The sequence below is a fragment of the Burkholderia sp. L-4 genome, from assembly GCF_056856535.1.
Map to the genome: position 1 here is coordinate 863,315 of NZ_JBXEOX010000001.1, position 13,200 is coordinate 876,514.

The 13,200-nt window shown below is 67.2% G+C and carries 16 protein-coding genes and 1 riboswitch; of the genes, 11 read left to right on the forward strand and 5 right to left on the reverse strand.

What is annotated here, in order from left to right:
- The first annotated feature begins 98 nt into the window (after positions 1-98).
- A riboswitch (ZMP/ZTP riboswitch) is annotated at positions 99-200 on the forward strand.
- Positions 201-337: 137 nt separating this feature from the next.
- From glyA to AC1VVG_RS04040, 7 genes are all read left to right on the forward strand, one after another.
- Entirely contained in the window at positions 338-1,585 is a 1,248-nt protein-coding gene (gene glyA, locus AC1VVG_RS04010; protein WP_034187211.1) for a serine hydroxymethyltransferase, read from the forward strand.
- A gap of 6 nt (positions 1,586-1,591) precedes the next feature.
- Entirely contained in the window at positions 1,592-2,071 is a 480-nt protein-coding gene (gene nrdR / locus AC1VVG_RS04015) for a transcriptional regulator NrdR (protein WP_006476792.1), read from the forward strand.
- A 153-nt stretch (positions 2,072-2,224) separates the two neighbouring features.
- Entirely contained in the window at positions 2,225-2,788 is a 564-nt protein-coding gene (locus AC1VVG_RS04020; RefSeq protein WP_034187212.1) for a GspH/FimT family pseudopilin, read from the forward strand.
- On the forward strand, positions 2,785-3,195 hold the full coding sequence (locus tag AC1VVG_RS04025) for a type IV pilus modification PilV family protein (protein WP_034187213.1): 411 nt from the start codon (positions 2,785-2,787) through the stop codon (positions 3,193-3,195). The genes AC1VVG_RS04020 and AC1VVG_RS04025 overlap by 4 nt, the downstream gene beginning before the upstream one ends.
- The gene (locus AC1VVG_RS04030) at positions 3,179-4,018 is read left to right on the forward strand and encodes a PilW family protein (protein WP_482835883.1); all 840 of its coding nucleotides are present in this window, start codon (positions 3,179-3,181) and stop codon (positions 4,016-4,018) included. Before AC1VVG_RS04025 ends, AC1VVG_RS04030 begins: the two co-directional genes overlap by 17 nt.
- 194 nt (positions 4,019-4,212) lie before the next feature.
- Entirely contained in the window at positions 4,213-4,686 is a 474-nt protein-coding gene (locus AC1VVG_RS04035) for a pilus assembly PilX family protein (protein ID WP_264169511.1), read from the forward strand.
- Positions 4,683-5,129 carry a type IV pilin protein gene (locus AC1VVG_RS04040; protein WP_059557293.1) on the forward strand — a complete coding sequence of 149 codons (447 nt, stop codon included), beginning with the start codon at positions 4,683-4,685 and terminating at the stop codon, positions 5,127-5,129. The genes AC1VVG_RS04035 and AC1VVG_RS04040 overlap by 4 nt, the downstream gene beginning before the upstream one ends.
- Before the next feature lie 54 nt (positions 5,130-5,183).
- Here the strand turns inward: AC1VVG_RS04040 and AC1VVG_RS04045 are convergent, their stop codons facing one another.
- From AC1VVG_RS04045 to AC1VVG_RS04055, 3 genes are all read right to left on the reverse strand, one after another.
- Entirely contained in the window at positions 5,184-5,627 is a 444-nt protein-coding gene (locus tag AC1VVG_RS04045) for a DUF3318 domain-containing protein (protein WP_034187215.1), read from the reverse strand.
- Between the two features lie 43 nt (positions 5,628-5,670).
- On the reverse strand, positions 5,671-6,060 hold the full coding sequence (locus tag AC1VVG_RS04050; protein WP_034187216.1) for a phage holin family protein: 390 nt from the start codon (positions 6,058-6,060) through the stop codon (positions 5,671-5,673).
- 123 nt (positions 6,061-6,183) lie between these two features.
- On the reverse strand, positions 6,184-6,486 hold the full coding sequence (locus AC1VVG_RS04055; protein ID WP_006494044.1) for an ElaB/YgaM/YqjD family protein: 303 nt from the start codon (positions 6,484-6,486) through the stop codon (positions 6,184-6,186).
- A gap of 317 nt (positions 6,487-6,803) precedes the next feature.
- Between AC1VVG_RS04055 and AC1VVG_RS04060 the strand changes: the two genes are divergently transcribed.
- Positions 6,804-7,442: a peroxiredoxin gene (locus AC1VVG_RS04060; RefSeq protein ID WP_034187217.1), complete on the forward strand. Its 639-nt coding sequence runs from the start codon at positions 6,804-6,806 to the stop codon at positions 7,440-7,442.
- Positions 7,443-7,564: 122 nt separating this feature from the next.
- On the opposite strand, the gene AC1VVG_RS04065 is transcribed toward AC1VVG_RS04060, so the two are convergent.
- A complete protein-coding gene (locus AC1VVG_RS04065; protein WP_034187218.1) occupies positions 7,565-8,752 on the reverse strand; it encodes an acyl-CoA dehydrogenase in 1,188 nt (395 codons plus the stop codon).
- Positions 8,753-8,867: 115 nt separating this feature from the next.
- Here AC1VVG_RS04065 and AC1VVG_RS04070 point away from each other — a divergent pair, with 115 nt between their 5' ends.
- Positions 8,868-9,659: an IclR family transcriptional regulator gene (locus AC1VVG_RS04070; protein WP_124669264.1), complete on the forward strand. Its 792-nt coding sequence runs from the start codon at positions 8,868-8,870 to the stop codon at positions 9,657-9,659.
- 143 nt (positions 9,660-9,802) lie between these two features.
- A complete protein-coding gene (locus AC1VVG_RS04075) occupies positions 9,803-10,213 on the forward strand; it encodes a GFA family protein (protein WP_059557289.1) in 411 nt (136 codons plus the stop codon).
- A 144-nt stretch (positions 10,214-10,357) separates the two neighbouring features.
- Here AC1VVG_RS04075 and AC1VVG_RS04080 read toward each other — a convergent pair whose 3' ends face one another.
- A complete protein-coding gene (locus AC1VVG_RS04080) occupies positions 10,358-11,161 on the reverse strand; it encodes an EAL domain-containing protein (protein ID WP_034187221.1) in 804 nt (267 codons plus the stop codon).
- 352 nt (positions 11,162-11,513) lie between these two features.
- Here AC1VVG_RS04080 and AC1VVG_RS04085 point away from each other — a divergent pair, with 352 nt between their 5' ends.
- Complete coding sequence (locus AC1VVG_RS04085) at positions 11,514-13,175, forward strand: FAD-dependent oxidoreductase (protein ID WP_059557287.1); 1,662 nt, start codon at positions 11,514-11,516, stop codon at positions 13,173-13,175.
- Positions 13,176-13,200 lie beyond the last annotated feature (25 nt).

Below are 13,200 nucleotides of genomic sequence, written 5' to 3' on the forward strand. Positions count from 1 at the left end.
TGTTTCGGCACGGGCGCGTAGAGTCTGGCCCTTATTGTTTGGAGGCCACTGCCGTGCGGTTGCCTAATCATGACGCATCCAATACACTAATGCGCTCATCACCCCTGCGTGACTGGCGATAGAACCCTTTCGGGGTCAAGGTGGAGCATCCCACCGTGAAGCGCGGGGCGCCGTTTTTGCCGTTCGCCTGGGCAGCCGTTGTGCGCCGTCGCGTGCATCGCCGGTGGCTGTCCTGCCTCGCGTCATACGGATTCTTCCGCCACGTCGAGCTGGTCCCGCCAGCAGCGCACCGTACTAGGCCGCCCCGGTCAACCTGTACACACTTAACGGAAACCGTATGTTTGACAGAGCCCAAAGCACCATCGCGAACGTCGATCCCGAAGTCTTTGCAGCGATCGAGCAGGAAAACCGCCGCCAGGAAGATCACATCGAGCTGATCGCGTCGGAAAACTACACGAGCCCGGCCGTGATGGCCGCGCAAGGCTCGCAGCTCACGAACAAGTACGCGGAAGGTTATCCGGGCAAGCGCTACTACGGCGGCTGCGAGTACGTCGACATCGTCGAGCAGCTCGCGATCGACCGCGTGAAGCAGCTGTTCGGCGCGGAAGCCGCGAACGTGCAGCCGAACTCGGGTTCGCAGGCGAACCAGGGCGTGTTCTTCGCGATGCTCAAGCCGGGCGACACGATCATGGGCATGAGCCTCGCGCACGGTGGTCACCTGACCCACGGCTCGCCGGTGAACATGTCGGGCAAGTGGTTCAACGTCGTGAGCTACGGCCTGAACGAAAACGAAGACATCGACTACGAAGCGGCCGAGAAGCTCGCGCAGGAACACAAGCCGAAGCTGATCGTCGCGGGCGCATCGGCATTCTCGCTGAAGATCGATTTCGAACGCCTCGCGAAGATCGCGAAGTCGGTGGGCGCGTACCTGATGGTCGACATGGCGCACTACGCAGGCCTGATCGCGGCCGGCGTGTACCCGAACCCGGTGCCGCACGCGGATTTCGTGACGACGACGACGCACAAGAGCCTGCGCGGCCCGCGCGGCGGCGTGATCCTGATGAAGGCCGAGTACGAGAAGCCGATCAACTCGGCGATCTTCCCGGGCATCCAGGGCGGCCCGCTGATGCACGTGATCGCGGCGAAGGCGGTGGCGTTCAAGGAAGCGCTGTCGCCGGAGTTCAAGGCATACCAGGAGAAGGTGGTCGAGAACGCACGCGTGCTGGCCGAGACGCTGGTGAAGCGCGGGCTGCGGATCGTGTCGGGCCGGACGGAAAGCCACGTGATGCTGGTGGACCTGCGTGCGAAGAACATCACGGGCAAGGCAGCGGAAGCGGCACTCGGCGCGGCACACATCACGGTGAACAAGAATGCGATCCCGAACGACCCGGAAAAGCCGTTCGTGACGAGCGGGATCCGTCTGGGCTCGCCGGCGATGACGACGCGTGGCTTCGGCCCGGCGGAAGCGGAGCAAGTGGGCAACCTGATCGCCGACGTGCTGGAGAACCCGGAAGATGCGGCGACGATCGAGCGCGTGCGTGCGCAGGTCGCCGAGCTGACCAAGCGTTTCCCGGTCTATCGCTGATCGACGATGCGCTGCCCGTTCTGCCGGCATGACGACACGCAGGTCGTAGACTCGCGCGTGTCCGAGGATGGCGCCGCGATTCGCCGGCGCCGTCGCTGCTCGGCTTGCGACAAGCGCTTCACGACGTACGAGCGGGTCGAGCTGTCGCTGCCGTTCGTCGTGAAGAAGGACGGCAGCCGCACCGAATTCGACCGTCGCAAGATCGTCGCCAGCATGCAACTCGCGCTGCGCAAGCGGCCGGTTGCTGCCGACGCGATCGACGCGGCGGTCGCTCGTATCGAATATCAACTGCTCGCGACAGGCGAGCGTGAAGTGCGTAGCGAGAAGCTCGGCGAACTCGTGATGAACGAGCTGCGCGGCCTCGATACGATCGCTTATGTCCGCTTCGCATCGGTGTATCGCCGCTTCGAGGACGTTTCCGAATTTGCCGACGTGATCGAAGAGTTCCGTCGCGCCTCTCCCGCCAAGACCCCGCGTAAGCGCTGACGCGCTGCGTCCGTTCATCGTTTCCTCCGTTGGTCCAGTTCGCGCCGATTGTGTCGGCCGCGATCGTTTGTCGCCAGTCGGCCGTTCGGCAAATGGCGGGCGTCCGCACGCGTCGCTACAGTCGTCGTCTCATCCTGGTGGAGGACGATTGCGATGGAACTGCGCGCTCATCCCTTTAAAAGTTCGGCGCGACTCGCGGGCGGGTTCACGCTCGTCGAGCTGATGGTCGCGCTCTCGCTGGCGGCCGGGCTCGCGCTCTACGCGGCGCCTGCATTCGACCAGTGGCGCATGCGCGAGCGCGTGGATGCACGCTCGCGTGCGCTGCTCGGCGCGCTGTCGTTTGCGCGTACCGAAGCGACGCGTCTCGGCACGCGTGTCACGCTGTGCCGGGCCGGGAACGACGGCACCTGCCTGCGTGCCGGCGAGCAGGGCGACGCGGCCGAATGGTCGTGCGACTGGATCGTCAGCGGGCAGGTCGACGGGCAGTCGCGCGTGCTGCGACGCTACCCGCGCGATGCCGAAGTGGTTGTCGCGGGCGCCGCGCACGATCTGGCTTTCGCACCGCCGGCCGGTCAGGCCATCGGCGGAATCCGGCGTTTCGAATTGCGTCCGCGGCGCGGGGTGTCCGACGCGGAAGACGCACGCGTATCGCGTTGTGTACGGATTGCGGCAGGCGGCCGGGCGCGGGTCGTCGCCGGCCGCTGCGGCTCGGCATGAGCGCGCGGCGCAACGCCATGCGCGGCACGTCGCTGATCGAGGCGACGCTGGCCATCGCGCTGCTCGCGACCGTGATGCTGGCGGTGGCAGGCAGTCAGCTCGCGATGGCGCGCGCTCAGCGGGCGACGATCTGGCGCGAGCGTGCGTTGTGGCTGGCCGATGCGCGTATCGAGCGCTCGTACGCAGGCGCAGGGGCAAACGACGGCCTTGCGGCGCTGGCGGCTGCGTCGTTGCCCGGCGGCACGATGACACTCGACGCCGGGCCGGGCGGTGCCCGCTACGCGGTCGTCGGCTGGCGCAGCGGCAACACGGCTGCGTCGCCGCGTTGCGAAGCTGCGGGCGCGTCGGCGCAGCCGCCCTCGTGCGTCCGGATTCCATTTCGGGAGACTGATGCCGATGCACGCTGATCGTCGTATGCGCGCACACACCTTGCTCGAGGTGCTGATTGCGATGACCGTCGGTTTCCTCGTGCTGGCAGCGGCCGGCGCGCTCCATCATGCACAGCGCATTGCGCAACGGCGTGCGGAAGACGGATTCCGGATGCGCGATGCGGCAGGCACCGCGCTGTTGTTGATCGGCCAGCAGATCCAGATGGCGGGGTTCCGGCCGCTCGATACGGATGGTGCGTCATCGTTGCCGCCGGTGTTCGGCTGTTCGATGGCGCGTGTGCGGGGTGAGGGCGCACAGGCGCAGTGCGAGTCCGCGCGCGCTGCATCGGACGCCCTCCTGGTCCGGTATGTTGGCGATGCGGTGTCGACGTGGTCGACGGTGAGCGGCCAGGTGTCGGATTGTCTCGGGCAGGGCGTAGGCGCACCCGGCGAACGGCCGCAGGTGGAGAACCGTTTCGACGCGCATGTCAGTCCGTCGACGGGCGAGCCCGAGCTGTATTGCGAAGGTAGCGGCCGTCCGGGGACGCCGCAGCCCGTCGTGTCGGGCATCGATCAATTGCGCGTGCGCTATTTGCGTCGCGGCGGCGCGCAGTTTGTCGACGCAGACGCGATGCGTGTCGACGACTGGCGCGATGTCGTAGCCGTGCATGTCTGCGTGCGGGCACGCGGCGAACCGATGCGCGAGGCGGCCAGCCATGTCGACTGCAACGGTCGTGTTGCCGTTGCCCGGGACGGCCGCGCAGGTTTGACGCTCGATCGCATCATCGCGTTGCGGAACGCCGCGCTCGGTTTCGACGCGACGTTGCCTGATGCAGCGCACACGCGTGAGGTGTTGCGATGAGCGGAGCCGATCGATGCACGCGGGCAAGAGCGCGATGCGTTGCAACAGGCAACGCGAATGGGCGTGTTGCCGCAAGCGGCGACGAACGAGGACAGGCTGCGTGCACCAGCGCCGTGGCCGCGAACGCGCACGAGCTACCGCGCATCCGCGTCCGATCAGCACACCGGCCCTGGCGTCGCGACGCAGGGCTCGCATTGCCGGCAGTCATTGCGGTCGGTGCGGCCATTGCAGCGCTGACAGGCACGTGGTTCGAAGCCGCGCTGACGGAAGCGCGCCGTACGCGAGCGCTGTCCGATCGGCTGATCGCATTCCACGCAGCCGATGTCGCGCTGGCGGCGTGCACCGCGCGATTGCTCGGTGGCTCGGCACCCTATGTGAGGGAGCGCGAATCGCACGTGGAGCCGGACAGCTGGCGGCGCATGCCGCCGCTCGCGTCCGCCGAAGCATTCACGCCGTTCGCTGGATGGCCGATGGCCGCAGGGCCGCCGCGGTGTTTGATCGAGGCATGGCGCGGAGCTGGGCCGCCCGGTAGCCGTGCTTATCTCGTCACCGCGCGCGGCATCGGTGCGCACCCATCGAGCGCGGTCTGGTTGCAGCACCAGGTCGCGATACGCGACGCGCGTGTCGTCGCGCTGCGCTGGCGTCGGGTCGCGACTGTGCTGCAATGAACGGTCGCTCTATCGTCTTCCGATCGACGGGATTCACGCTGGTCGAGCTGATGATCGTGCTCGCGATCGTCGCGGTGCTGGCGGGATGGGCCGTCCCGTCGTATCGCGAGCATGTCGCGCGCGTTCATCGCGCGTCGGCGGTCGCCGCGCTGTACCGCGCGGCCCAGTATCTCGAAACGCTGCAGGGTTCTCCGCCTTCGGCGTTACCGGACGCGCTCGCGTTGGCACCGCCGGACGGGCGAGCCGTGTATCGCTTGACGCTGCGGCGGCCGGATGGCGACGATTCGCCGGTGAGCTACGAACTGGAGGCCAGCCCGTTGGACACGGGTCCGATGCACGACGATACCTGCGGTACCTTCACGCTGGATTCGGCCGGAACGAAAGGCAATGCGCGGCGCGATGACGTGGACGAACCGGGCACGGCGTGCTGGGGTGCGCGTTGACTCTGCAGGAACGGCGCGCGACGGCGCATGGCCGCGCGCGCGGGATGCCGGCGGTCAGTCGTCGTGCGTGTCGAGCCCGCGCTCGTCGCGGGACTGCTTCCAGATCCGGTAGACCTCCCATGCGGCGAAGCCGAGCGTGCCCCACTTCAGCGCGGGACCCGCGCTCGCGCGCAGCAGCGAGCGAACGGGCTTCGCCAGCACGAGCGACGCGAGCGAACTCAGCATCGGATACTGGTTGACGAGATTGCCGAGGCTCGCGTTCAGGTTCTTCGCGGACTGGCTGAACTTGTTGGTGGAAAGGCCGGGGATGAACACCTTGAGCCAGCTGAAGCGCGTGACGGCGTGGCGCATCTCGCCGGCGGCTTCCGCGAGTTCGAGTCGCTCGACGTCGGATCGCAGGATCAGCAATTCCTTGCGGAGCGCGCGATGCTGCGACGCACTCCAGTTCGATCGCGACGAATGGGAGCGGGGTGAATTGCCCGTGACGTTCTGGCTCATGGCGCGTCGGCGAAGTAGGTGGATGGGGCGAGCGCGATGGCGCTCACGGCTTGCCGCGGAACAGCTCGCGGTCTTTCTCGAGTTCGGCGAGCGTCGCCTCGAACACGGTCGGCGCATCGCGCAGGCCCGAGCGTGCCTTCAGCGCGCACGCGATGCCGCCAACGGCATACAGCGCGGTGATCGCCGCGAGCGCTTGCCAGCGATAGGTATCCCAGAACGCGATCGCGACCAGCACGGTCAGGCTGATGAGCGCCATCGTCGCGAGCATCATCGCGGCGAGCCCGAGGAACAGCACGCCCATCAGGCGCTCCTTCTCCTCGGCAAGCTCGATGCCCACCAGTTCGAGGCGCGTCTGCAGAAGTCCGATCGCGGAGCCGACGAGGCGGCGCAGCGGTCCTTGGCCGGACGGCTGCGAGGTGGTGTCTGTCGTCATGGATGAGGTGCTTGCGCGTGCAGTGAGCAGCTAGAACAAAGCCGGCCGGCGGATTCCGCAGGCTTGCTTCGACGCCCGCGAGCCGCGTGACGCGGCCCGCGGGACGAAACGGCGCAGAGCCCGTTACTTGCGGTTGATCAGCAGGCCGATCAGCACGCCGACGCCGGCGGCCACGCCGATCGACGTCCACGGGTGCTCGTGCACGTAATCGTCGGTGGCGCGTGCGGCCTTCTTGCCCTTCTCGACCACCACGACCTGGACGTCGGCTGCCTTTTCCTTGGCCTGCTTCAGGCGCGACATCGCCTTCTCGCGCAGCTCGGCCGCACGGTCGCCCGTGCTGCTCGCCGCTTGCTTGAGCAGGTCTTCGGCGTCCGAGAGAACGGTTTTGATATCCGACATCAGTTTCTCCTTGTTGATTTCCGACATTGCAACTCCCTTCATGCTGTCATGCTGCAGGTTCACATCGTAGCGAAACCCCTGCCTGCTGGCGAGCCGGGAAGACACACGGCGGCAGTGCAAGACTGCATGGTAAACGACTTGTAATCATGAACAGAGCGGCAAACGGGGTGAAAAGTTTCCCTCGCGGCCGACTGTCCCGCTCGACACAGGGTAAAAATGACAAAAAAGTATGTATATCAAACGGAATAATCGTTCGCACGGCCCATTGCTTCCCGTAAGCTGATGGACTGTTCCGCGCCGTCAAGCGCGCGGTTTCAACCAGCATCGTTCGAGGAGGGAACATCATGAGTCTGCGTCTTGGCGACATCGCACCGGATTTCGAGCAGGAATCGAGCCTGGGCACCATCAAGTTTCACGACTGGCTCGGCAACAGCTGGGGCGTCCTGTTCTCCCATCCGGCCGACTATACGCCGGTGTGCACGACGGAACTCGGGCTGACCTCGAAGCTGAAGGGCGAATTCGAGAAGCGCAACGTGAAGGTGATCGCGCTGTCGGTCGACGGCGTCGAATCGCACAAGGGCTGGATCAACGACATCAACGAAACGCAGTCGACGGTCGTCGGCTTCCCGATCATCGCCGACGCGGACCGCAAGGTGTCGCAGCTGTACGACATGATCCATCCGAACGCGAACGAAACGCTGACGGTGCGCTCGCTGTTCGTGATCGACCCGAACAAGAAGGTGCGGCTCACGATCACCTATCCGGCCAGCACGGGGCGCAACTTCGACGAAGTGCTGCGCGTGATCGACTCGCTGCAGCTGACCGACAACTACAAGGTCGCGACGCCCGGTAACTGGAAGGACGGCGACGACGTCGTGATCGTGCCGTCGCTGCAGGATCCGGAAGAGCTGAAGAAGCGTTTCCCGAAGGGCTTCAACGCGGTGCGTCCGTATCTGCGCCTGACGCCGCAGCCGAACAAGTAAGCATCGGCGGCCCGCAACCGCGGTTCCGATGAACGACGGCCCGCCCGGCAGTGATGCCGGGCGGGCCGTTTGCTTGGGGGCGCACACGCGGCACCGCTGCCGCGTGCGTCATGCCCGGATGATCAGAAGAATGCCTGGATGCCCGTCTGCGCGCGGCCGAGGATCAGCGCGTGGATGTCGTGCGTGCCCTCGTACGTGTTGACCACTTCGAGGTTCACGAGGTGGCGCGCGACGCCGAATTCGTCGGAGATGCCGTTGCCGCCGAGCATGTCGCGCGCGAGGCGGGCGATGTCGAGCGCCTTGCCGCACGAGTTGCGCTTCATGATCGACGTGATCTCGACGGCCGCGGTGCCTTCGTCCTTCATCCGGCCGAGGCGCAGCACGCCTTGCAGGCCGAGCGTGATTTCGGTCTGCATGTCGGCGAGCTTTTTCTGGATCAGCTGGTTCGCGGCGAGCGGCCGGCCGAACTGCTGGCGGTCGAGCACGTACTGGCGCGCGGTGTGCCAGCAGGACTCGGCGGCGCCGAGCGCACCCCACGCGATCCCGTAGCGTGCCGAGTTCAGGCACGTGAACGGGCCGCGCAGGCCGCTCACGTTCGGCATCAGGTTCTCCTCGGGCACGAACACCTCGTCGAGGACGATCTCGCCCGTGATCGACGCGCGCAGCCCGACCTTGCCGTGGATCGCGGGCGCCGACAGGCCCTTCCAGCCCTTCTCGAGGATGAAGCCGCGGATCGCGTCCTTGCCGTTCTCCTCGAGCTTGGCCCACACGACGAACACGTCGGCGATCGGCGAGTTCGTGATCCACATCTTCGCGCCGGACAGCGCGTAGCCGCCGGGCACCTTCTTCGCACGGGTGACCATGCTGCCCGGATCGGAGCCGTGGTTCGGCTCGGTCAGGCCGAAGCAGCCGATCCATTCGCCGGTCGCGAGCTTCGGCAGGTATTTCTGCTTCTGCGCGTCGGAGCCGAATTCGTGGATCGGCACCATCACGAGCGACGACTGCACGGACATCATCGACCGGTAGCCCGAATCGACGCGCTCGACTTCGCGCGCGATCAGTCCGTAGCTCACGTAATTGAGGCCGGGGCCGCCGTATTCCTCGGGAATCGTCGGGCCGAGCAGGCCGATTTCGCCCATCTCGCGGAAGATGGCGGCGTCGGTGCGCTCGTGGCGGAACGCTTCGGTGACGCGCGGCGCGAGCTTGTCCTGTGCGTACGCCTGCGCCGCGTCGCGGATCATCCGCTCTTCTTCGGTCAACTGCTGGTCGAGCAGCAGCGGATCGTCCCAGTGAAAAGTTGCAGCGGTCATCGTTTCATCTCCTGTTGGTCCGGTCTTCCAGCCGGGCCCCATGCCAAAAGTTCGCTTGACTGTAGTTCCGCTGTGCGGAACAATGTTTTGCAAATCGAACCCAGTGTAGCACCAGATGACACTTTCAACCATCGACGAAACCACGATCGACGAGCGCAAGTTCGTCGTCGCGCTCGCGCGCGGGCTCGACCTGCTGCGCGCATTCCGGCCCGGCGAGACGATGCTCGGCAACCGCGACTTCGCGGAGCGCACGGGATTGCCGAAAGCGACCGTGAACCGGCTCGCCTACACGCTGACCGTGCTTGGTTACCTGCGCTACGACGAGACGCTCGGAAAGTATGCGCTCGACGCCGGCGTGCTGTCGCTCGGCTACGCGCTGCTGGCGGGTTCGGGGACGATCGACCTCGCACGCCCGCACATGCAGGCGCTCGCGCGCGAGATCGGCGCGGCCGTGTCGCTCGGCTGCCGCGACGGGCTCGACATGATCTATCTGGAGACGATCCGCAGCGAGACGGCGCTGACGCTCGGGCTTGCGCCCGGTTCGCGGCTGTCGATGCTGACGAGTTCGATGGGGCGTGCGTACCTGGCCGTGCAGCCGGAGGACGTGCGCCGCGCGCTGTACGCGGAACTGCACCGCGCGGCCGGCGGCGCGGCCGATGCCGATGCGCTCGTCGCGGCCGCGCAGCAGGCGGTGGCCGAGTTCTCGGCGGGCGGGTGCTGTTATTCGTTCCGCGCGTGGCACATGGACGTGAACGCGGCGGCCGTTCCGTTTCGCGAGCCGCGCGAGGGGCGCTGGCTGATCCTGAGCTGCAGCGGCCCCGCGTCGTCGATGGGCGAGGACGTGTTCCGCACGCAGGTCGGTCCGAAGCTGAAGGCGCTCGCGCAACGGCTCGGGCCGACGGCCTGAGCAACGCGGCGCGCGGCGCTCGCCGTCGCTCCGCAAGCGCGCCTTCCGCGTCGTGCGTGAGGGCGGGCGACGGCGCTGCCACTTGTACTGTGGCCGGAGCGCGCTCATCATCGTTCGCCTGCTTCCCGACGACGAGGTGTGCGATGCCCGACCCGGAACCGATGGAAGGCGGATGCGCGTGCGGGGCGATCCGCTACCGTATCGCCGACGTGCCGACCGATGCCGGTTTCTGCCATTGCCGGCTCTGCCAGCGCACGACCGGTGCGGCGGTCGTCGCATCGGCATCGGTGCCGATCGGCGCGTTCGAATACCTGCAAGGCGAACCGACCGTCTACGCGTCGAGCGCGTGGGGCGAGCGACGCTTCTGCGGCCGGTGCGGCGCGCAACTCGAATACCGGCTCGCCGAGGCGCCGCAGACGGTCGAGATCAATTACGCGACGCTCGACGAGCCGGCGCGGCTGCGTCCGGCCTGGCACGTCTGGTATCGGGACCGTTTCCCGGGCATCGAGATCGACGACGCGTTGCCCAAGTACGACGATGATGGCGTGCCGTGAGCGGTAACCGTCGACACGGGCGGACAGGCGCGAGTCGACGGCGCGTGCCTGACGGCCTGTTTCTCCCCCGGCCCGTGCGCCACGCGACATCCGGGCCCGGCATCCCGCGCGCCGCTGCCCGCACGCGCGGTCCCCGCCTGCCGATCAGGCCGTCACGACCTTGGCGAACACCGGCCCCTGCATGAACCGCACGTCGTACTGGCGCAGCAGCTCGCACTGCGTCTCGTCGACGACGCCGTCGAAGATCAGCGGAATCCGCACGCGCTGCGCATAGGCGACGAGCGCCTTGACCATCCCGTCGCGCAACGCGATGCCCGCATCCATCTTGATGAAGTCGGGCCGCGCCATGTCCGATTCGACCGCGAGGATACGACCCGGATCGGGCAGCTTGTCCGCGACCTTGAAGCCGTGATGCTGGTAGCTGCGCGTCAGGTAGCCGAGGAAGGTCTTGTGCGCGACCGCGACCGCCGGCAGCTCGATCACGATCCGCTCCGGCGGCAGCCCGAAGCGCTGCAGCACCGACGAGAAGTGCTTGCCGTGGTCGTACTTCACGCTCTTCAGCAGCCGTTCGTGCACGCGCAGGAACAGCAGCCCGTGGCGCTGCGCGCCGAAAAAGTTGATTGCATGCAGCGCGCGCGACAGGCGGTCGATCGCGACCAGCGTCTGGTCGTCGACGGCCGAGTCGACCGGATCGTGCGCCGCCCCCGTGACGACGGTGACCGCTTGGAAGCCGAGTTCGTCGCCGTAGCGCTCGATCGCGTCGGCGAACGACGTCGATTGCGGCGCGCCGGGCATCGTCACGTCGTAGATCGGTTCGTACGCGCTGGCGAGCGTGCGCTCGGGCAGATTCGCGCACGCGGTGCCGCCTTCGGCCAGCGCGAGGTGTTCCCGCAGATACGGCAGTTGCCCGGCACGGGCGACCAGCTCGGGGATGGTGGGCGGAATCATCGGCGTGAAAAGGAAAAATGGCGGCCGAAAGGGCCGCCTCGTCTCTTGATATTAGCAGCGCGCGCCGCGCTCGGCTCGCCGTTTCATTCATATGGTTATCCCATCCCGGGGGCAGCGCCTAGGGTTTACGTTGATTTTACTATTCGTAATTGGTTTTACTATTCGTAAATCCAGAATTTGTCGCCGATCAAGAAATGCGGCATGCGGGCGCCGCGGGACGGCGCCGTTCGCGAATCAACAGGAAGCAAGGAGCGAGACGTGGCGGATGACAACACAGGCGGGCAGGCACGCCGGCAGGAGACGAAAGGAACGACGGGCGCGCCGGTGCGCGCACGGCAGGGTTGACTAGCGGATGGCGACCATGAGCATCGATTACCAGACGCTGAAGTTCGAGTACCGCGCGCGCGCCCATGACGCGGCCGTCCATCCGGTGATCGTCGTCGGCGCCGGCCCGGTGGGCCTCGCGGCCGCGATCGACCTCGCGCAGCAAGGCGTGCCCGTCGTGCTGCTCGACGACGACGACACGCTGTCGACCGGCTCGCGCGCGATCTGCTTCGCGAAGCGCACGCTCGAAATCTTCGACCGGCTCGGCTGCGGCGAGCGCTTCGTCGACAAGGGCGTGAGCTGGCACGTCGGCAAGGTGTTCCTGCAGGACGAGCAGCTGTATGCGTTCGACCTGCTGCCCGAGGAAGGGCATGCGCGCCCCGCGTTCATCAACCTGCAGCAGTACTACGTCGAAGGCTATCTGGCCGACCGCGCGTTCGAGCTGCCGAACATCGACATCCGCTGGAAGCACAAGGTGACGGGCATCGAGCAGTCGGCCGAACACGCGGTGCTGACGATCGAGACGCCGGACGGCGTCGCGACGCTGCGCGCGCGGTACGTGATCGCGGCCGACGGCTCGCGCAGCCCGATGCGCACGATGATGGGGCTCGAAAGCCGCGGCCGCACGTTCAAGGACCGCTTCCTGATCGCCGACGTGAAGATGAAGGCGGAGTTTCCGACCGAGCGCTGGTTCTGGTTCGATCCGCCGTTCCACCCGAACCAGTCGGTGCTGCTGCATCGCCAGCCGGACAACGTGTGGCGCATCGACTTCCAGCTCGGCTGGGACGCCGATCCCGTCGCCGAGAAGCAGCCGGAGCGGGTGATCCCGCGCGTGCGCGCGCTGCTCGGGCCGGATGCCGAGTTCGAACTCGAATGGGTGAGCGTCTATACGTTCCGCTGCCAGCGGATGGACACGTTTCGCCACGGGCGCGTGCTGTTCGCGGGCGATTCCGCGCACGGCGTGTCGCCGTTCGGCGCGCGCGGCGCGAACAGCGGCGTGCAGGACGCGGACAACCTCGCGTGGAAGCTGAAGCTCGTGCTCGACGGCCGCTCGGCCGACAGCCTGCTCGATACGTATGCGAGCGAACGCGAATTCGCGGCCGACGAGAACATCCGCAACTCGACGCGTTCGACCGACTTCATCACGCCGAAGAGCGCGGTGTCGCGCGTGTTCCGCGACGCGACGCTGAAGCTTGCGCGCGACTGCGAGTTCGCGCGCAAGCTCGTGAACAGCGGCCGCCTGTCGGTGCCGGCGGTGCTCGCCGATTCCCCGCTGAATACGCCCGATCGCGGCGGCGACGCGTTCGCGTGCGCGATGCGGCCGGGCGCGGCGGCAGCCGATGCGCCGGTGCGCGTGCAGGGCGCGCCGGGCTGGCTGCTGCAGCGACTGCGCGATGGCTTCACCGGCGTGCTGTTCGGGTTGCCGGGTGATGCGCCCGCGCTCGCGAAGGCCGTCGACGGCCTCGCGCTGCCGGTGCGGCCCGTGCTCGTCGTGCCGGCCGGGCATGCGCGGCCGGCGGCCGGCGTCGACGTCGTGGAGGACGTCGACGGGCTCGCCGCGCAACGCTACGACGCGCAGCCGGGCACCTTCTACCTGCTGCGTCCCGATCAGCACGTCTGCGCGCGCACGCGCACGCTCGACCGTCAGGCGATTGCCGACGCGCTGGCGCGCGCGACCTGCGCACGCTGAATACGATAAAGACACCGGAGACCCG

Excerpts from the sequence above, each read along its gene's own strand:
- AC1VVG_RS04045 (WP_034187215.1), bottom strand. The coding sequence starts at position 5,627 with ATGAGCCAGAACGTCACGGGCAATTCACCCCGCTCCCATTCGTCGCGA.
- AC1VVG_RS04060 (WP_034187217.1), top strand. The coding sequence starts at position 6,804 with ATGAGTCTGCGTCTTGGCGACATCGCACCGGATTTCGAGCAGGAATCG.
- AC1VVG_RS04030 (WP_482835883.1), top strand. The coding sequence starts at position 3,179 with ATGCCGATGCACGCTGATCGTCGTATGCGCGCACACACCTTGCTCGAG.
- AC1VVG_RS04075 (WP_059557289.1), top strand. The coding sequence starts at position 9,803 with ATGCCCGACCCGGAACCGATGGAAGGCGGATGCGCGTGCGGGGCGATC.
- AC1VVG_RS04085 (WP_059557287.1), top strand. The coding sequence starts at position 11,514 with ATGGCGACCATGAGCATCGATTACCAGACGCTGAAGTTCGAGTACCGC.
- AC1VVG_RS04070 (WP_124669264.1), top strand. The coding sequence starts at position 8,868 with ATGACACTTTCAACCATCGACGAAACCACGATCGACGAGCGCAAGTTC.
- AC1VVG_RS04080 (WP_034187221.1), bottom strand. The coding sequence starts at position 11,161 with ATGATTCCGCCCACCATCCCCGAGCTGGTCGCCCGTGCCGGGCAACTG.
- AC1VVG_RS04025 (WP_034187213.1), top strand. The coding sequence starts at position 2,785 with ATGAGCGCGCGGCGCAACGCCATGCGCGGCACGTCGCTGATCGAGGCG.
- AC1VVG_RS04020 (WP_034187212.1), top strand. The coding sequence starts at position 2,225 with ATGGAACTGCGCGCTCATCCCTTTAAAAGTTCGGCGCGACTCGCGGGC.
- glyA (WP_034187211.1), top strand. The coding sequence starts at position 338 with ATGTTTGACAGAGCCCAAAGCACCATCGCGAACGTCGATCCCGAAGTC.
- AC1VVG_RS04040 (WP_059557293.1), top strand. The coding sequence starts at position 4,683 with ATGAACGGTCGCTCTATCGTCTTCCGATCGACGGGATTCACGCTGGTC.
- AC1VVG_RS04055 (WP_006494044.1), bottom strand. The coding sequence starts at position 6,486 with ATGTCGGAAATCAACAAGGAGAAACTGATGTCGGATATCAAAACCGTT.
- nrdR (WP_006476792.1), top strand. The coding sequence starts at position 1,592 with ATGCGCTGCCCGTTCTGCCGGCATGACGACACGCAGGTCGTAGACTCG.
- AC1VVG_RS04065 (WP_034187218.1), bottom strand. The coding sequence starts at position 8,752 with ATGACCGCTGCAACTTTTCACTGGGACGATCCGCTGCTGCTCGACCAG.
- AC1VVG_RS04050 (WP_034187216.1), bottom strand. The coding sequence starts at position 6,060 with ATGACGACAGACACCACCTCGCAGCCGTCCGGCCAAGGACCGCTGCGC.